At 56.9% G+C, this 19,302-nt stretch carries 15 protein-coding genes; 11 read left to right on the top strand and 4 right to left on the bottom strand.

The window, feature by feature from the left end:
* Positions 1-138 precede the first annotated feature (138 nt).
* The 5 genes from L8K08_RS25085 (at position 139) to yccS (ending at position 7,703) form a co-directional block, all read left to right on the top strand.
* Entirely contained in the window at positions 139-1,029 is an 891-nt protein-coding gene (locus tag L8K08_RS25085; RefSeq protein ID WP_242200615.1) for an alpha/beta hydrolase, read from the top strand.
* A gap of 36 nt (positions 1,030-1,065) precedes the next feature.
* Positions 1,066-2,493, top strand: a complete 1,428-nt coding sequence (gene mdtD / locus L8K08_RS25080) for a multidrug transporter subunit MdtD (RefSeq protein ID WP_242200613.1) — start codon at positions 1,066-1,068, stop codon at positions 2,491-2,493.
* A gap of 130 nt (positions 2,494-2,623) precedes the next feature.
* Positions 2,624-3,961 carry an ATP-dependent RNA helicase DbpA gene (gene dbpA / locus L8K08_RS25075; protein WP_232626477.1) on the top strand — a complete coding sequence of 446 codons (1,338 nt, stop codon included), beginning with the start codon at positions 2,624-2,626 and terminating at the stop codon, positions 3,959-3,961.
* A gap of 164 nt (positions 3,962-4,125) precedes the next feature.
* Positions 4,126-5,304, top strand: coding sequence for an NAD(P)/FAD-dependent oxidoreductase (locus L8K08_RS25070; RefSeq protein ID WP_242200611.1), 1,179 nt, complete (start codon positions 4,126-4,128; stop codon positions 5,302-5,304).
* Positions 5,305-5,519: 215 nt separating this feature from the next.
* On the top strand, positions 5,520-7,703 hold the full coding sequence (yccS, locus tag L8K08_RS25065; RefSeq protein ID WP_145157603.1) for a YccS family putative transporter: 2,184 nt from the start codon (positions 5,520-5,522) through the stop codon (positions 7,701-7,703).
* 277 nt (positions 7,704-7,980) lie between these two features.
* Here the strand turns inward: yccS and L8K08_RS25060 are convergent, their stop codons facing one another.
* A complete protein-coding gene (locus L8K08_RS25060) occupies positions 7,981-8,718 on the bottom strand; it encodes a transporter substrate-binding domain-containing protein (protein ID WP_242200609.1) in 738 nt (245 codons plus the stop codon).
* 198 nt (positions 8,719-8,916) lie between these two features.
* On the opposite strand from L8K08_RS25060, the gene L8K08_RS25055 reads away from it, so the two are divergent.
* A complete protein-coding gene (locus L8K08_RS25055) occupies positions 8,917-9,369 on the top strand; it encodes a GNAT family N-acetyltransferase (protein ID WP_242200606.1) in 453 nt (150 codons plus the stop codon).
* A gap of 105 nt (positions 9,370-9,474) precedes the next feature.
* On the opposite strand, the gene L8K08_RS25050 is transcribed toward L8K08_RS25055, so the two are convergent.
* Genes L8K08_RS25050 through L8K08_RS25040 form a run of 3 tightly spaced genes read right to left on the bottom strand, consistent with a single transcriptional unit; the run spans position 9,475 to position 12,439 of the window.
* Entirely contained in the window at positions 9,475-9,771 is a 297-nt protein-coding gene (locus L8K08_RS25050) for a winged helix-turn-helix domain-containing protein (RefSeq protein WP_106575620.1), read from the bottom strand.
* Positions 9,772-9,790: 19 nt separating this feature from the next.
* On the bottom strand, positions 9,791-10,291 hold the full coding sequence (locus L8K08_RS25045) for a M48 family metallopeptidase (protein ID WP_094949103.1): 501 nt from the start codon (positions 10,289-10,291) through the stop codon (positions 9,791-9,793).
* 42 nt (positions 10,292-10,333) lie between these two features.
* Entirely contained in the window at positions 10,334-12,439 is a 2,106-nt protein-coding gene (locus L8K08_RS25040) for an EAL domain-containing protein (RefSeq protein WP_242200604.1), read from the bottom strand.
* Between the two features lie 309 nt (positions 12,440-12,748).
* Between L8K08_RS25040 and L8K08_RS25035 the strand changes: the two genes are divergently transcribed.
* The 5 genes from L8K08_RS25035 to L8K08_RS25015 form a co-directional block, all read left to right on the top strand.
* A complete protein-coding gene (locus L8K08_RS25035) occupies positions 12,749-13,414 on the top strand; it encodes a polysaccharide lyase family 7 protein (protein ID WP_242200602.1) in 666 nt (221 codons plus the stop codon).
* A gap of 1,092 nt (positions 13,415-14,506) precedes the next feature.
* Entirely contained in the window at positions 14,507-14,800 is a 294-nt protein-coding gene (locus L8K08_RS25030) for a fructose-bisphosphate aldolase (RefSeq protein WP_242200600.1), read from the top strand.
* A 920-nt stretch (positions 14,801-15,720) separates the two neighbouring features.
* Positions 15,721-16,800, top strand: coding sequence for a SagB family peptide dehydrogenase (locus tag L8K08_RS25025; RefSeq protein WP_145157619.1), 1,080 nt, complete (start codon positions 15,721-15,723; stop codon positions 16,798-16,800).
* A 10-nt stretch (positions 16,801-16,810) separates the two neighbouring features.
* Positions 16,811-18,412 (top strand): carbamoyltransferase C-terminal domain-containing protein, encoded by a 1,602-nt coding sequence (locus L8K08_RS25020; RefSeq protein WP_242200599.1) that lies wholly within the window; start codon positions 16,811-16,813, stop codon positions 18,410-18,412.
* Positions 18,402-19,302, top strand: a 901-nt coding sequence (locus tag L8K08_RS25015) for an MFS transporter (RefSeq protein ID WP_242200596.1), incomplete at its 3' end; no start/stop codon positions are given. The genes L8K08_RS25020 and L8K08_RS25015, both read left to right, overlap by 11 nt.

Genomic DNA, 19,302 nt, shown 5'->3' with positions numbered 1-19,302 from the left:
TCTCATACTTCTCCCCGTGCGGCATGTTGTCGCCCGTAAAAAACCTCGTTATAACGGTTAGTGGCACCCCGCCACCAACCCCACGTGTGCGCACGTGATGCATGACCTTGCCTGGATTGGGCAAGCTGGAGCGTTGACATGGACCATGGAAGTTTTGTCATAGAAGGGCTGTTCAAACACTACAACGTTCACGTTGAGCAGCTCGGTAACGATTCGGAAAAGAAAACCGTCCTGATGGTCAATGGGGCACTGTCCACCACCCGCTCCTTCGCCCGCACCAGCAAGTGCCTGGCGGAACACTTCAATGTGCTGCTGTTCGATCTGCCGTTCTCCGGCCTTTCGCGCGAGCACAACAGCAACCTTGACCTGGTCACCAAGGACGACGAAGTCCAAATCCTGCGTGCCCTGGTGGAACGCTTCCAGGTCAGCCACCTGGTGTCGGCCTCCTGGGGCGGCATCTCCACGCTGCTGACCCTGGCGCACAACCCGCCCTCTATCGAAAGCTCGGTGGTGATGGCCCTGGCGCCCAATCTCAACCAGGCCATGCTCGACTATGTGGAGCGCGTGCGCGTGCTGATCGAAGCGGATGACAAGTCTGCCGTTGGCCACCTGCTCAACGAGACCGTTGGCAAGTACCTGTCACCGCGCCTCAAGCGCAATAACCACCGGCACCTGTCGAACATGGCCACCACCGAGTACCGCCAAGCGCGCTTTCATATCCACCAGGTACTGGGGCTGGGCGATGGCAACTACTTGCCGGCGCTCACGCAGATCGAAACGCCGGTGCATTTCATCAACGGCGCGCTGGATGAGTACACCCCGGCCGCGGAGGCCCAACTGTTCAAAAAATACGTGGGCCGCAGCACCTTCGCCGTCGCCGAACACACCGGCCACTTGCTCGACCTTGAATCCCGCGAGGCTGCGCTGGCGGTGCACCGGGCGCTGCTGGATTATCTGGTCGGAGCGCACGCGACATTGTCAGATTTAGACGAACCGCCAGTGGGAAAAGGAGCGACGGATGGCGCATAATCGCCGACACATAGCCTGCTAACAAAAAGGTAGCTCATGCCCAATCGCGCCCCTCTCGACGCCAAGACCGCCCGCTGGCTCCCCTGGGTGGTGGCGATTGCCTTCTTCATGCAGTCGCTGGATGGGACGATTCTCAACACGGCACTGCCGGCCATGGCCCGGGACCTCGCGGAAAACCCGCTGCGCATGCAAGGCGTGGTGATTGCTTACATGCTCACCGTCGCCTTGCTGATCCCGGCCTCGGGTTGGGTCGCCGACCGCTTCGGCACCAAGAAAATCTTCTTTGGCGCGATCATGCTGTTCAGCATTGGCTCGCTGCTGTGCGCCCTGTCCAGCAGCTTGACCATGTTGGTAGGCGCGCGGGTCATCCAGGGCTTGGGCGGCGCGCTGATGCTGCCGGTGGGGCGGCTGGTGGTCTTACGCGCTTATCCGCGCTCCGAACTGGTGCGGATCATGGGCTTTATTACCATCCCCGGCCTGCTCGGCCCGTTGCTCGGCCCGACCATGGGCGGCTGGATGGTGCAATACCTGACCTGGCACTGGATCTTCCTGATCAACCTGCCGGTGGGCATGATCGGTTGCTACGCCGTGTGGAAACTGATCCCCGACCTGCGCGGCAGCGAGCGCACGCGTTTCGACAGCGTGGGGTTCGTGCTGTTTGGCGCGGCGATGGTGCTGATCACCATCGCCATGGAAGGCCTGGGCGAATTGCACTTGCCGCATTTGCGCGTGATGTTGCTGCTGTTTGGCGGGCTGGCGTGCCTGGCGGCGTACTGGCTGCGCGCCGGGCATATCGACAACCCGCTGTTCTCGCCGGTGCTGTTCAAGACGCGCACCTTTGCCGTGGGCATTCTAGGCAACCTGTTTGCGCGGCTCGGCAGCGGCGCGCTGCCGTTCCTGGTACCGCTGCTGTTGCAGGTGGCGCTGGGTTATTCGCCCTCGGAAGCCGGGATGAGCATGTTGCCGCTGGCGGCGGCGGCGATGTTTGCCAAGTCCATCGCCCGGCCGTTGATCGAGCGCCTGGGCTACCGCATCGTGCTGACCGGCAACACCCTGGCGCTGGGCATCATGCTGGCGAGCATGGGCCTGGTCAGCGAGCACACGCCCTATCCGCTTCTACTGGGAATGCTGGCGGTGCTGGGCGCGATCAACTCCTTGCAGTTCACCGCGATGAACACCGTCACCCTGATCGACCTCGATGACGCCCAGGCCAGCAGCGGCAACAGTTTGCTCTCGGTGGTGGCGCAACTGTCCCTGAGCCTTGGGGTAGCGTGCGCCGGTGCGCTGCTCGGCGGTTTTACTGCCGAAGCGGGCAACGACGGGGTGGAAAGCGTGCTCGGCGCGTTCCAGCTGACCTTTCTCACCGTGGGCATCATGGCGATGCTGGCGGCGGCGATCTTCCTGCAATTGTCGCCAAAAGACGGCAAACGCGTGGTCAGCCCCGAGCACGACATCGAGCATTAACAGGCTTCTCGTCTAGAACTTGCGGGGAAATTCCCACGAGACTGGTACACTGCGCGACATTTTGTTTTGCAGAGCCAGTCCCGTGACTACCATCGCCACCGCTTTTAATACTTTGCCGCTCTCCGCCGCCATGCTGGCTAACCTCGACTCGCTGGGTTATGTCGAGATGACGCAGATCCAGGCGCAAAGCTTGCCGGTGATCCTCAAGGGGCTGGACCTGATTGCCCAGGCCAAGACCGGCAGCGGCAAAACTGCCGCCTTCGGCATCGGTCTGTTGAACCCGATCAACCCGCGCTACTTCGGCTGCCAGGCGCTGGTGATGTGCCCGACGCGTGAGCTGGCCGACCAGGTCGCCAAGGAAATCCGTCGCCTGGCGCGTGCCGAAGACAACATCAAGGTGCTGACCCTGTGCGGCGGCGTGTCCCTCGGCCCGCAGATTGCCTCGCTGGAACACGGCGCCCACGTCATCGTCGGCACCCCGGGCCGTATCCAGCAGCACCTGCGCAAGGGTTCGCTGGTGCTGGACGGTTTGAACACACTGATCCTCGACGAAGCTGACCGCATGCTCGACATGGGCTTCTACGACGCCATCGAAGACATCATCAGCAAGACCCCGCCACGCCGCCAGACCCTGCTGTTCTCGGCCACCTACCCGGTGAGCATCAAGCAGCTGGCCTCCAAGTTCATGCGCGCGCCGCAGCAAGTGAAGGCTGAAGCGTTCCACTCCGACGACCAGATCGAGCAGCGCTTTTACGAGATCTCGCCGGAGGAGCGCATGGACGCCGTGACCAAGGTGCTGGCGCATTTCCGCCCGGCCTCGTGCGTGGCGTTCTGCTTTACCAAGCAGCAAGTGCAGGAAACCGTGGATCACCTGACGGCCAAGGGCATCTCCGCCGTCGGCCTGCATGGCGACCTGGAACAGCGCGACCGTGACCAGGTACTGGCGATGTTCGCCAACCGCAGCACCTCGGTGCTGGTCGCCACCGACGTGGCCGCGCGTGGCCTGGACATTGACTCGCTGGACATGGTGATCAACGTCGAATTGGCCCGCGACTCGGAAATCCACATTCACCGTGTAGGCCGTACCGGCCGCGCTGGCGAAACCGGCATCGCCATCAGCCTGGTGGCGCCGTCCGAAGCGCACCGCGCCCAGGCCATCGAGCAACTGCAGAAGTCGCCGCTGAACTGGGACCAGCTGGACAACCTCAAGCCACAAAGCGGCGGCCCGTTGCTGCCGCAGATGAGCACCCTGTGCATCGCCGCCGGCCGTAAAGACAAGGTTCGCCCGGGCGACATCCTCGGCGCATTGACCGGTGACGCCGGCATCCCTGGTGCCCAGGTCGGCAAGATCGCGATCTTCGACTTCCAGGCCTTTGTGGCCGTGGAGCGCGGGATCGCCAAGCAGGCGCTGCAGCGTTTGAATGACGGCAAGATCAAAGGCCGTTCGTTGCGCGTGCGCATCCTGTAACAGCACCGCGTTCCTGTTGAAGGAACCGAATCAATGTGGGAGCCGGGCTTGCCCGCGATGCAGGCGACTCGGTCTGACAGATCGACCGAGTTGATGCCATCGCAGGCAAGCCAGCTCCCACATTTGATTGCATTTCAGATCAATTTTTTTGTGAGGACATTGCTGTGCGCTCGACCGAAGTTGTGATCATTGGCGCCGGCGCCGCAGGCTTGATGTGCGCGCTGACGGCCGCCGGGCGTGGGCGCAAGGTGATGTTGATCGACCACGCGAACAAGGCCGGCAAAAAGATCCTGATGTCCGGCGGTGGCCGCTGCAATTTCACCAACATGTACACCGAGCCGGCCAACTTCCTCTCGCACAACGCGCACTTCTGCAAGTCTGCCCTGGCCCGCTACACCCAATGGGATTTCATCGGGCTGGTGGCCAAGCACGGCGTGCCGTACCACGAGAAAAAGCTCGGCCAGTTGTTCTGCGATAACAAGTCCAGCGACATCCTCGGCATGCTGCTCGATGAATGCATTCAAGCCGGCGTGAGCATGCACCTGGACACGTCGGTTCAGGAGATTGCCAAGCTGCAAGCCGGTTATCAGTTGCAAACCACCCTGGGTGAGCTGCGCTGCGAATCCCTGGTGATCGCCACGGGCGGCCTGTCGATTCCGACCCTGGGCGCTACCGGGTTCGGATATCAGGTAGCCAAGCAGTTCGGCCACGAACTGCTGCCGACCCGCGCAGGATTAGTGCCGTTTACCATCACCAACCAGCTCAAGGACTTGTGCGGCGAGCTGTCCGGCACCTCAGTGGACTGCCTGGTCAGCTGCAACGACCAGAGTTTTCGCGAGAACATCCTGTTTACTCACCGCGGCCTGAGCGGGCCGGCGATCCTGCAGATTTCCTCGTACTGGGAAACCGGCGACACAGTGGAAATCAACCTGCTGCCCGACCACGACGCCCACGCCTGGCTGCAACAGCAACAGGTCGAGCGCCCCAACAGCGAGTTGAAAACCCTGCTGGGTGAGATCTTCACCAAGAAGATGGCCAACTTGCTGGCCGACACCTGGTTTGCATCCAAACCGATGAAGCAGTACACCCACGCCGAAATCGCCGACATCGCGCAAAAGCTGTCGAGCTGGCAACTGGTGCCGGCGGGCACTGAAGGCTATCGCACGGCCGAGGTAACGCTGGGTGGCGTTGACACGCGCGAAGTGTCGTCCAAGACCATGGAGTCGCTGAAAAGCCCGGGGCTTTACTTCATCGGCGAAGTGCTGGATGTGACCGGTCACCTGGGCGGGTTCAACTTCCAGTGGGCTTGGGCGTCGGGTTATGCCGCCGCGCAATATGCCTGACGCCGCTTAAACCTTGAAATGCAAAACCCTGTGGGAGCTGGCTTGCCTGCGATAGCGGTGGTGAATCCAACATCGCTATCGCAGGCAAGCCAGCTCCCACATTTGTCTTGTGGTGTGCCTGGAAGTTATTTTGCGCATCGATGTGATCGCTACGCTTGCCGTGGCGTCCTTGATAGCTCAATTTAGCGGCATCGTCCCGGAAGACTCCAGACTTCATGTCATCGACCTCGTTCAAGCAGTCCATGCGGCGCCTGTGGGCGCTGGATAAATTCAGCTACAGCGTACGGGTGTTCATCGCCCTCACCGGCAGCATGGCGCTGTGCTGGTATCAGGACGAAATGACGCTGCTGATCCCGCTGTTCCTGGGGATTATCGCCAGCGCCCTGGCCGAGACCGATGACAGTTGGCAAGGCCGCCTCAACGCTCTGGCGGTGACGCTGGTGTGCTTCAGCATCGCCGCGCTGTCGGTGGAGCTGCTGTTCCCTTACCCGTGGATGTTCGCGATCGCCCTGGCCCTGGCCAGTTTCTGCCTGACCATGCTGGGTGCGCTGGGCGAACGCTATGGCGCGATTGCTTCGGCGACGCTGATTCTGTCGGTGTACACCATGATTGGTGTGGACCAGCGCGGTGGCGCCGTCTCTGATTTCTGGCATGAGCCGCTGCTGCTGGTGGCCGGTGCTGCCTGGTATGGCGTGCTCTCGGTGCTGTGGCAGGTGCTGTTTTCCAACCAGCCGGTGCAGCAAAGCCTGGCGCGGCTGTTTCGCGAGTTGGGGCGTTATCTCAAGCTCAAATCGTCGCTGTTCGAACCGATCCGCCAGTTGGACGTGGAAGCGCGCCGCCTGGAACTCGCCCAGCAAAACGGGCGCGTTGTGGCAGCGCTGAATGCGGCGAAGGAAATCATCCTGCACCGCGTGGGCAATGGTCGGCCCGGCTCGAAGGTCAGCCGCTACTTGAAGCTGTACTTCCTCGCCCAGGACATCCACGAACGCGCCAGCTCCTCGCACTACCCGTACAACGCCCTGGCTGACGCCTTTTTCCACAGCGACGTGCTGTTCCGCTGTCAGCGCCTGCTGCGCCAGCAAGGCAAGGCCTGCCAGACCCTGGGCGAGTCGATCCAGCTGCGCCAGCCGTTCATTTATGACGACAGCTTTGCCGAAGCGCTGGGCGACCTGAATGCCTCGCTGGAACACCTGCGCATCCAGAGCAACCCGGCCTGGCGCGGTCTGCTGCGCTCGTTGCGCGCCCTGGCAGCCAACCTGTCGACCCTCGACCGCCTGCTCGGCGACGCCAGCAACCCCGACGCCCTCGCGGACGCCACCGACAGCAACCTGCTGGACCGTGCGCCACGCAACCTCAAGGAAATGTGGACGCGGCTGCGCACGCAACTGACGCCGACCTCGCTGCTGTTCCGCCATGCCTTGCGCCTGGCCCTGGCGCTGACCATTGGCTACGGCACCCTGCATGCGATTCACGCCTCCCAGGGTTATTGGATCATCCTCACCACCCTGTTCGTGTGCCAGCCCAACTACGGCGCCACCCGGCGCAAACTCGGCCAACGGATCATCGGCACGGCCATCGGCCTGACCGTGGCCTGGGCACTGTTCGACCTGTTCCCAAGCCCGCTGGTGCAGTCGCTGTTCGCCATCGCCGCCGGCCTGGTGTTCTTTATCAACCGCACCACCCGCTACACCCTGGCCACGGCGGCAATCACCTTGATGGTGTTGTTCTGCTTCAACCAGGTGGGTGATGGCTACGGGCTGTTCCTGCCACGGCTGTTCGATACGCTGATTGGCAGCCTGATCGCGGGCCTGGCGGTATTCCTGTTCCTGCCGGACTGGCAGGGCCGGCGCCTGAACAAGGTGCTGGCCAACACCCTGACCTGCAACAGCATCTACCTGCGCCAGATCATGCAGCAATACGCCGCCGGCAAGAGCGACGACCTGGCCTACCGCCTGGCCCGGCGCAACGCGCACAACGCCGATGCGGCGCTGTCCACCACGCTGGCGAACATGCTGATGGAGCCTGGGCACTTTCGCAAAGAAGCTGACGTAGGCTTCCGCTTTTTGGTGCTGTCGCACACCCTGCTCAGTTACCTGTCGGGTCTGGGCGCACACCGCGAAACCCAACTGCCGGCCGAAGTGCGTGAGCACTTGATCGACGGCGCCGGCAACAGCCTGGCAGCGAGCATCGACGAGATCGCCACGGGGCTGGCCAACAAGCAGCCGATCGCGATTCAAAGCGACGCCGAAGAAGCCCTGGCAGCGGACCTGGAGCAGATGCCGGATGAGATCGATGAAGGGCAGCGGTTGGTGCAGACGCAGTTGGCGTTGATCTGCCGGCAACTGGGGCCGCTGCGCACGCTGGCGGCGCACCTGATCAAGGACACCCGCGCGGCTTAATGGCTGCGGTGCTTCCTGTGGCGGGTGGGCTTCCTGTGGCGAGCAGGCTTCTTGTGGCGAGCGGGCTTCTTGTGGCGAGCGGGCTTGCCCCGCGTTGGGGCGCGAAGCGGCCCCAGAAAAGACCGCCACGGTGCATCAGGTAAATCAAGGTGTCAGGTATTGGGGCTGCTGCGCAGCCCAACGCGGGGCAAGCCCGCTCGCCACAGGAAGCCGCCTTACCACAGGAAGACCGCTTGCCACGAGAAGCCTGCTTGGCACAATAAAGCGTTCACCCCGTTCACATCCCATGCGCCTTCATCAGCCGCGCATAACTGCCATCGACCTTCATCTTGGCAATTTCCCGGTCGAAACCGGCAACAATCTGCGCATGCTCGGGGTTCTTCAGGCTGACCAGAATATGCAGGCTGTTTTCGCTCAACGCCTGGGGTAAAAACTCCACCGCATTGCGCACCCGTGGCGACTCGCGCGCCAGGTAATAGCGGGCGACATATTCGTCCTCCAGCGTCAGCCTCACGCGTTGCGCCGCGAGCATGCGCACGGCCATGGCGAAGTTATGCACCGGCACTTTCTGCAACTGCGCATCCTGGTCGAACGCCGCCGAATAGGCATACCCGCGCACCACGGCGATGGGCTCACCGTGCAGCTGTTCAAGGTTCTGATACTCAATGGGGTCGTCCCGGCGCTTGATAAACCTCACGCGGTTGAGCAGGTACTCAGCGGAAAATTGCCCCAGTTGCGTGCGCGCCTCGTCGTACCAGGCATTGATCAACACGTCATAGCGGCCATCACCCACGCCCATCAACGCACGTGCCCAAGGTACCTGCTCAAAGTCACTGGCGTAGCCGGCGCGCGCCAGGGCCGTGCTGACAATGTCGGTGGCCAACCCACCGTTGATCAATGTCGAATCAGTAAACGGTGGCCAGGCATCCGCCACCAAACGCAGACGTTGTGCGACCGCTGGCGTGGTCAGCAACAACACTCCTATCAAAGCAACGGCACGAGAAAATCGCGGCATGCTTAAAGTCCTTGGCGGGCAGGCAGTGGCTTGATAACAGTAGCTCATCAATGAGCCTGCATTGCAGATTACACAAAGAACCGGGCCGCGCGCGTACGGAATGATGGCAAATTGACGCCATTCACAAAAATGCTGAATTTAGACAGCTCTGACCGTCACGCTTACTATCGGCTCCAGCCATTAACAAGAGAACACACCATGACGGTTAGTTGGGTCTGCAAACACCAGGAAGACTTGGGCAAGAACCAGCTCTACGCTCTTTTGCGCCTGCGCAGCGAGGTCTTTGTCGTTGAACAGCAGTGCGTGTATCCGGACCTCGACGGGCAGGACCTTTCGGGTGATACCCACCACCTGATGGCCTGGAAAGATGATGAGCTGGTGGCCTACCTGCGGCTGCTGGACCCCGAATCCCAGGGCGGTGATGTGGTGATTGGCCGAGTGATCGTCGCGCCAGTGGCACGCGGCACCGGGCTGGGCCATCAAATGATGGAAGAAGCCCTCAAGCGCATTGACGACATCTGGCCTGAAACGCCGATCTTTCTGTCAGCCCAGGCGCATTTGCAGGGGTATTACGGGCGGTACGGGTTTGTGGCGGAGGGTGAGGAATACCTGGAGGACGATATTCCGCACATTGGTATGCGGCGTCAGTGAGGGCGCCATCGCAGGCAAGCCAGCTCCCACCTTTGGCAGCGTTCACAACTTAACAGGTGGGAGCTGGCTTGCCTGCGATGAGGCCAGACCAACCACCAGCCGGTGTCAGGGATAACCCAACACCTGCTTGATCGCCCCCAGATTCGCCTCGATCCACTTGCGGTCAATCGCCCCCCAGCTACGAATCCGATAGCGCCCGGCATGATTGCGCGCGCCGTCTTCCTGCTCGAACTCGCACAGGATATCCAGGTCGGCCAATGCCGCAATCGTGTCCTGCGCCGTGCGCCGCGGCATGCCGGTGGCGTCGGTCAACGCCGGGACGCTGCTGGCCAGCCCGCTGTCGATCAGGTACGCCACGTACAGGCGGCGATAGAAACTGCTTTTGGTCTTGCTCACGTCCATGCTTGGTCGCCTGGTGAGGTTAGGGCTTGCCCTGCAAGTCGCGATACGTGAGGTACACCCGCAGGTCGAATTCCACCTGATGGTAGCCGGGCATCATGTATTCGCAGAGTTTGTAGAACGCCTTGTTGTGGTCCGATTCCTTGAAGTGCGCCAGCTCGTGCACCACGATCATGCGCAGAAATTCCGGCGCCGCCTCTTTGAACAACGCCGCGATGCGAATCTCTTTCTTGGATTTGAGATTGCCGCCCTGCACCCGTGAAATCGTGGTGTGCAGGCCCAAGGCGCGGTGGGTCAGGTCCAGGCGGTTGTCGAACAGCACTTTGTCGATGGCCGGCGCGTTACGCAGGTGTTCCTGCTTCAAGGCCAGGGCATAGCTGTACAACGCCTTGTCACTTTGCACCGCATGGCGCTCGGGGTAGCGTTGCTCCAGGTAGGCGCCCAACTGATCCTTGGCGATCATCTGGCGCACTTGCTCCTGGAGCGCTGCGGGGTAAGCCTGGAGGTATTTCAGCGCGGTCATGGGGTCTGCAACAGGGTTCGAATGGGCGCCAGTGTAGCGAATTCAAAGCAGACGGGGGTGAGACCAATCGGCCACTTCGTCAGCAATCAGGGGCTGAGCCGCCCATGCTCCTTGGACGAACGAGCAACCATTGGCCTTCAGCCATTGCGCCTGCTCGAGTGTTTCCACGCCTTCGGCGATCACCAACACATCAAAATGCCCGCACAACTGGATGATGCTGCGGGCCATCGCGGCGTCCCGCACCGAACCCGGCAGACGCGCCACCAATTGCGGGTCAAGCTTCAACGTGTCGAACTCCAGGTCACGCAGATGGGCCAGGGAACACTGGCCCAAACCAAAGTCATCCAGGGCGATACGCACGCCGATCCGCCGCAGCAACCTGAGCTGCTTGTTGGTTTCATCAAGGTTGCTCATCAGGCTGTCTTCACTGATTTCCACCTCCAGCTGCCGCGCCTGCAACCCATGTCGCTCGAGTACCTGCTGCAGCTGGCCGGCCAGGTTGGGCATGTTGAACTGACTGCTGCTCAGGCTCACGCTCAGCACCAGTTCTTCATCGAAGCTGGTTTGCCAGGCCTGGCGTTGGGCGGCGACCTGCTGGTAGATCCAGGCGCTCAACTGGCTGATCAGCCGCGCCTCTTCGAGCAACGGCAAAAACAAGCCCGGCGGCACATCGCCGACGCTCGGGTGCTGCCAGCGCAACAACGCTTCGACGCCACGCAAGCGTCCGTCTTCCAGCGAGACCTGGGGCTGGTACACCAAGGTGAAATCCTTGTTTTGAATCGCGGTACGCACGCTGTCTTCAAGCATCAGACGCGAGCGGGCGCGGCCGTTCATTTCCTGATCGTAATAGCGATATTGCTGACGCCCCGCACGCTTGGCTTCGTACATGGCGATGTCGGCCGCGCGCAGCAGGCCATTGAGGTCAGAGCCGCAGTCCGGGAAAGTCGCAATGCCAATGCTGACGCCGAGCATCACATCCAAACCGTCGACCTGCTGACACACCGACACGCGCTCGATCAGTTTTTCCGAAATCTTCGCCGCCTGTTCCGGGAATTCCAGCTCCACCAATGCGGTGAACTCATCCCCGCCCATCCGCCCAAGAATGTCGTAGGAACGCAGACACGCCTGCATTTGTTCAGAGACCCAACGCAGCACCCGATCTCCGGCGTCGTGGCCCAACGAATCGTTGACCCGCTTGAAGCCGTCGAGGTCCAGGTAGAGCAGCACCAGCGACTGCTCGTTTCGCTCGTTGCGCAGCAACGTGTTTTCCACTGCCTGGTGAAAGCCGCGTCGGTTCAGCAGGCCGGTCAACGGGTCGGTCACCGCCTGGAACTCCAGTTGCTGGTGCAGATGGCGCACCTCGGACATGTCCAGCACCGTCACGACCATAGCCTTCTGCTCGGCGGGTAACGGCGCGCAGGACAACGCCACCGGCACCTGCTGGCCGCGACTGGTGCGTAAAATGGCGTCGTGCTGGCGCCATGTCTCACCCTTGCGATACGCCTCGTACATCGGGAACCCCAGCCAGGCCGGCACATGGGGCTTTTGCAGAAAGCTCAAAAAGCTTTCGCCCTGCAACTCGGCCATCGTCGCATTCAGCAGCCGAGAAATGGCCGGGTTGGCGTACTCGATCACACTGCCCTCGCCCACCACCAGGATGCCCTCGGCGGCGTTGTCGAGCACCGAGGCGTTAAAGGCGCGCGCGGATTCCAGGTCATGGCTCAGGCGCTGCAAGGCACGGCGGTTGCGCTGGTGTTCCAGCAACGCCTGCACCTTGGGCTTGAGAATGTGTGGGTCGAAGGGCTTGAACAGGTAATCAATGGCGCCGCTGGCATAGCCTTCCAATACGGAGGCAGGCGACTGGGCATGGGCGGTCAGGAAGATAATCGGCGTCATGCGCGTGCGTTGGCTGCCACGCATCAGGCGCGCAACCTCAAAGCCGTCCATGCCGGGCATGCGCACATCCAGCAAGACCAGGTCGACTTCGTGTGCGAGCAGTAACTCCAACGCTTCCAGCCCGGAAGCGGCGGTCATCACGTGCCAATCTTCACGCTGCAAAAGCGCACGCATGCTGATGAGGTTTTCCGGGTAGTCATCAACCACCAGAAGAACCGAACTGCCGTCGCCGGGGTGTGGAGCGCAATCCATGCTACGTCTCTTCCTTGAAGGGCTGTACCGGTCACTTCTGATATAAAAACCGGACAAACACTGAGGCCTCACTCTAGCCCCGGTTCTAAAAAAGCAGAAGTGACCCGGGTGCCATCATTGCGCCAAAGCTCAGGAAGCCGACTAACGGTCAAGCGCTACAGCCCGCGGCCCATGGGAAACATGGCTTTTTGGCATTCCTCTGACGCCAATAAATTGCCAGCAATTGTTTAACAACCGGACGATCACCGCCTATAAAGAACCTGAATGGCCCCCGGGCCAAAGCCTCACCTCTGTAAAAAGGCCAACACCATGATCGACCTTTCCACCTGGAACCTGAGCATTCCGGTCGGCTCGCCGCCCACGACCATCGACACCCCGAAACTGCTTAGCGGCTTCAAGGACCAATATTTCCAGGCCGAAGGCAGCGACGTGCAATTCTGGACACCCGTGACCGGCACGCGCACAGAAAACGCCGTCTACCCGCGCAGCGAATTGCGCGAAACTTACGCCGACGGGCGTTTGCGCAATTGGACCTACCCCGATGCCGACAACTTTCTGCGCGCCACCCTGGCCGTCAACCAGGTGCCCTCCAGCGGCAAAGTGGTCATCGGTCAGATCCACGCCTATGACAGCCAGAAACCCCTGATCAAGCTCGAATACCAATTCAAGGAAAAGACCCAGACCGGCAATATTGTCGCCAAAGTGCGCATGCGCCCGGACGAGGATGACGGCCGCGTGATTATCGTGGCCTCCAATGTGCCGCTGGAGAAGAGTTTCACCTACGTGATCAACCTCAATAAAGCCGGGCTGTTGACCGTCGAGGCCGCTGACGGCCAGTGGAATGAGCGCATTGGTGCCGCATGGGGTGCCAAGCCGTTGTACTTCAAGGCGGGGGCGTATGTGCAGGACAACAGCGGTAATAGCAAGGAAGGCGCGCGGGTGACGTTTGCGAAGTTGGATATTGATCACGAGTAATGATTGAGAGAAGCCCCGGCAATACCGGGGCTTCTGAGAAGTAATATTTATTCAACACACATCAACATGAAACCCATCGACGAATCACCCGCCGGTTTATTATCGCCCACCTTAAGTGTCAAGACATTCACGTAGTTAATTGCCGGCAGACTGCCCAACTTCGCATGGCCATAGAAGATATGATCATTGGAGCTTACATCTGTTACTGAAACTGAACAGAAAGTGGCGGCTGTTTGAAAACGCCGGGCACAAAGCGGACTTTGTATTCTGAGAAGTAATCAGGCTGCGCCGTTAACTTCACCTCTTTCAGCCACTGGGGCGATTGCGCAATGACCTGGCCTTTATTATCAACAGACTCGGTGAATATCCGGCCATCCGCGTAGGCAAAAGACCCCGTTGCCGCCAACACCAGAACAGCGCCAACGACTTAAATAAAATTCATCATCAATTCTCCATCATTGAATATCATCAAGGCCGAACCTTAAATGATTCGATGCCGATAAAAGCGCACTTTCAATGACGCACGACTAAAACAGAAAAACTGGAGAAACAAAGAGAAAATAACATATCTCTTCACGGAAACTTCTGATTGTGAATTCGGGGGCCTTTCGATTTGTAGGCAATGTCCGATTAGCTAAAGAACAATTCACCGGTTAATCCAAACGATCAAACCCTTCACTATTCCCTGTGGGAGCCGGGCTTGCACGCGATGGCGGTGGTTCAGCCATTATTTACGTTAACTGACACACCGCCATCGCGGGCAAGCCCGGCTCCCACAGGGGTTAGGCTTTGGCAGAAGGTCCAGTGTTCGTCCTACGCAGCCGTTGCGGCCGGCCAGATCGGCGCTTATAGTTCGCCCCGTCGCTGGCATTGACCGGCGATAGGGTTTCGCAGCCCTACAGAGTTAATTCCGCACCCGTCAAAACTGCCCTGGCGCTCCTGCCAACGGCCGTCTTGTTATGGCGGCTGTGCGTGGGAGACCTTCGGGTCTGCCGGGTCTTAACTCCTCGGTCTGCGAACCCGCGTACAGCTGCCACCCAATTTGTTTCGCAGCAAACGGTGGTCATTCTTCTCTCGAGTTAAGGATTCACCATGACCCAACAACTACCACCCCGCCGCTTCACCCCATGCACCGAAACCGCCACCGATTACCCCGTGCTATTAATCGACAGCGACGCCCCACTGCTCGACCTCCACGCCTGCCTGCGCGAACGCCTAAACGCAGCCCTTGAACACCTCAACCTGATCGCCTGCTCCAGCCTGCCGGACTTCGCCGAGCGCGACCTGAATAACATAGCCAACACCGCGCGCATTCTGGTGCAGGACGTGAGCGATGTGTTTCGTGTCATCGAACATCGAGGCTTCGATAGGCCAACTGCTGGCTAATCAAGGCCTCACTTCAAAAAAAAACCAGATGTCCCCTATATCGGACATTTTTGGGAAAAGCGTCCCAAATGTCCGCTTTAACGGACATTTCAATAAATACAACAGATAAATCCCGACCATAAATAAGCCCGCATTAGTGCGGGCTTAATTTTTAACATCTGATACTCAGTTCATCTTGGCGTTCTATTCGCCTTTTAAAGAGCGCTGGCACATCGTTCCCTTCAAGATCGGCTGGTTCTTCGAAGAACTACCCGCAGTACCGAACGCATCATAACGCGCAATAGATATCACGTACGCCGGTATCGGCCGCAGGGTAATTGCCAGCCACAGGTCAAAATCAACGTGGGCTCCCCATGGCCATGCTTGGTGTCCTCGACTCAACGCTTCTAGCATTGACCACCCGCGAAAAACATATGTGTACCACGACGTCATTGGGTCCTTGACTTAAATGCAACCAGATATTACAGGACTGTATAAAAATCAGTATTTTTTAAAACCAATGGTGGGGCTATATGTAGGAAATACCAACCAGAACATTCCGACACGCTTCCGAAAAAACACACAAAGATTCAACTGAAAAACAATAAAACTTCAAAAATTGAAATTGACAATTACAATAGGCACTCATACGGTTTAAGCGCATCGCAACTCTGCGAATGCAATACCCCTGAGGAACTATATATGAAACGAGTAATTATAGAACCGACGCTTAACAATCAGTCAAACGACGCATACCAGACCCCTCACTTCTCAATCAAGACGGTGACTGTGCCCCACTACAAGTTTACTCCCAACGACGGGAGGAGCATTGTCGAAGCTTCAGACAGCAGAAAGCTAGACGTTAAATAATGATGTACCGCCTGGGCTCCGGACCAGGCAGCCACAAAAAATAAACTTCACTAATAGGTGGTCAGGCGGCTATGTGTACTGCGAAAAAAAAATGGCTCTCGAACGACATATTTCTGGTGCTTAAAGATGGCGCGGCTTATTTGTGGGATTATAGAAATCACGCTCAATATCAAATAAGTACTGGAGAATTTGAGCGGCTAGTGAATTTTTCCGCAGGCGATTACGTATCGGACACAGACGATGACATAGCCATAGACACATCTGGAGTACTGCATGAAGTCAAACCAACCGATGAATGGGGTTGGGACGTGCTATCAAAAATATTCCATATTGGAACATCTCATCCAAATTCGCCAACTCCAGCCAAGCCTGAAATGTACATTGAATACGCTAAAAGCTACTTGAATTTTTGTGAGTCAATACATAAAAACGAACCTAATATTTCTTTAATAAAAGGTGGCGAAAGAACATTACTGCCACCTCCAAACATTTCAGCCATTAAGGAAGCGAGCCTTTGGGAGACCCTTTTGGCACGTCATACATGCCGAGACTTCTTTGATACTTCAGTGTCAATATTGTCACTGGCAACCATACTGTATGGAACTTTAGCAGACAAAAAAGATACCGATTACGACGCTCCGGTTGGCGCTCAAAAGTTCGGCTTCAGAAGGACATCTCCTTCAGCCGGAGGTCTACAGGCGACGGAGGGTTATGTATGGGTACGAAACGTCGAGGATCTCGCACCTGGCATTTATCATTATATAAGTGAGCAGCATACGTTGGAGAAAGTACGTGATCTTCCTCCTGAAGTGATGTCTACTTATTTATGCGGCCAGCACTGGGCAAATAATTTAGCATTCGCAATTTTTTTCACCTCTCGCTTTGACAAGCTTTGGTGGAAATACCCCCACTCTCGTGCCTATCGCCCAATGCTGCTGGACGTTGGACATTTATCACAAACTGCAAATTTGCTAATCACCGCGCTTGGCTTACATCCTTGGTTGACCGGTTACTTTCATGACAAAGAAATAAATGAACTCTTAGACGTAAACCTTCCCTCGGAACAAGTCATTTTTTTGGTGGGGGCGGGGCATGGAACGGGGAGTTCGTACACCACCGAAGTAAGGGAACTGCTAGACGGAATCAGATGAGGGACTGGGCATGTTCAATGTAAAACATGATGACATTGTAATTCTTGGCCTTAAAGATGGACATGACGGGGCAGTAGCTCTCATTATTGGTAACCACTTGGAGTTTTCCGTCGAAGCAGAAAAAGATAACGGCCTTCGTTTTTCAAGTGTGACGGCCGACACACTGTTGAAAATTTTTCACATGATCAATAAACCCGTGGACATAGTAGCTCAGAGTGGATGGAGTACAGGCCTGAGCTCAGAAAGCGACAGCATTGGCGCAGGTTACTCTGGATTAAAGCAGATCATTCATCACAAACGCTCAATATTTGGTCACGACGTTACTTATTTTTCATCTTCCCATGAGCGCTCACACCTTTTATGCGGATACGGGCTCTCCCCCTTCCCACAAGGACAACCTTGCTACGCATTACTCTGGGAGGGCTACTTCGGTGCATTCTATCGAATCGATGAGAACGTGAATATTATTAAATTAGGTAGTGCACTTGATAACCCCGGGGACAGATTTGCTTTTTTATATGCGCTCGCGGATCCTACTTTTAATCTTGGCGCCGGACAAATTCGTTTGAGTGATGCTGGCAAACTCATGGCGCTCGCTGCTTATTGTGAAAACGGTGAAATTGATGAGGACGCCAAGCACATAATAGCGACACTACTCGACGAGAACATGAAATTTAGACAGCTTCACAAGCAACATTTCCGCAACAGTGAATATTACAACATTGGACTTGACGACCCTCGACTTGCATCACTTGCACATCACCTGTCAAACGCAATTTTCAATCTATTTCGTGACGCCGTACAGCAACTAGTTTTTGATGATGCCCCTTTATTGATCGTCGGCGGATGCGGATTAAACTGTGACTGGAACTCCAAATGGAAAGAAACACAACTATTCTCTGATGTATTTATTCCTCCGTGCACAAACGACAGTGGATCTGCAATTGGAACTGCGATTGATGCGTTATTGCATACCAAGGGACTTGCTAAGATAACTTGGTCACCCTATGCAGGTGAGCCATCACACACTGACATAGATAGCACCGGCACCTTCATTAGTGAACCCTATGATAGGCGACGTGTTGCGCGATTGCTTCATGAAGGCTGCATATTTGGCTGGGTACAAGGCAGATATGAAATGGGGCCTAGGGCCTTGGGAAATCGCTCAATATTAGCGGCGCCCTACCCTAGAGAAAACCTCGTTAGATTGAACACAATCAAGAAGCGCGAGGGATTTCGGCCTATTGCGCCGATATGTTTAGAAGAATGCATGTCTGAATACTTCTACCCGTCTAACCCCTCACCCTTCATGCTGGAATTTCGCAAAGTTATTTCATCTAAAATTCCAGCTGTAACGCATGTTGATAACTCTGCGCGACCCCAATCAGTGAATGCATCGCAGAATCTTCGCATGCACCAGTTACTGAGCGCCTATCGTGATGTGTCAGGAGTCGGAGTACTTTGTAATACCTCCCTAAACTTTAACGGCCGCGGCTTTATTAATAGGTTGAGCGACCTGTATCGATTCGCCAGAGAACATGAACTCGACGGTTTCGTATTCGAAGACACACTTTTTCTTAATCCAGTGCGGCACAATGAAAATGTCAAGTAAAATCATTTACGTGCAAGCGCTATCTAGCCTATCACTATGGCTTGATATCTTTTTGATTTTCACGGTTCCCGTTTATCTATGGCATGCCTCTCCTTCCTCGATAGCGCTTCTGGCTTTTTGCTTGGGCGCCCCAATGTTGTTTCTTGGCCCTATCGTCGGAACGCTGATAGATCGGCATGACGTAAGGAAAACACTGGTATTTGGCGCCTTACTCCGCACACTATCTACTGTAGCGCTAGCATTGTCTCCAGACCTTCAGAGCTTTCTGTTCTTCGTTTTGTTCAAAGGTGTGTCAAACTTATTCTACTTCCCCTCAATAACCATTATGGTTCGACAGCTGATACGCTCTGAAGAGCGTAAATCTTTCTTCAGCTACGTTAGTATATTTGATCAATCCGCCAAAATTTTTGCGCCGCTATTTGCAGGTTTATTAACGCTAGTATTATCACCTAAGGATTTATTCTTTCTGTCTGCTGCCGCCGTTTTATTAACCCTTCCACCCCTAAGGCTTATTTGTCTGACATTTCAAACGCAAATGAACGACTGCTCTACGAACACTCTCTCATTCTATCGCGACATAGCAAGAGGGCTTTCCATATTCAACGCCTTGCCCTTTCAACTACGCATAGGCTTTTTGTATTCCCTACTGACGTCGCTGGCTTTGGGAATTTACGACCCGCATCTGGCGTCCTTTCTAGCCTACGAAGGCTTACCTCCAGTTAATTTTTCAGTAATCGTTTCCGCAACAGCCGGAGGCGCGATAGGTGCCGCGCTGCTGATGAAGTTAAAATTGAACAATGTCGATGAGATTCTACTTCGATCACACGCATTAGCTATTTTCTCCGCGGCATTAATACTGACTGCTGCCTTAGTATTTTTCCAAGTCCCTG

The organism is Pseudomonas sp. TREG-RG-20F-10-E-6-01 (assembly GCF_022662455.1).
Taxonomy (GTDB): Bacteria; Pseudomonadota; Gammaproteobacteria; order Pseudomonadales; family Pseudomonadaceae; genus Aquipseudomonas.
Note: the sequence above shows the minus strand (reverse complement) of the source record. Positions and strands in the feature narration are given on the sequence as shown.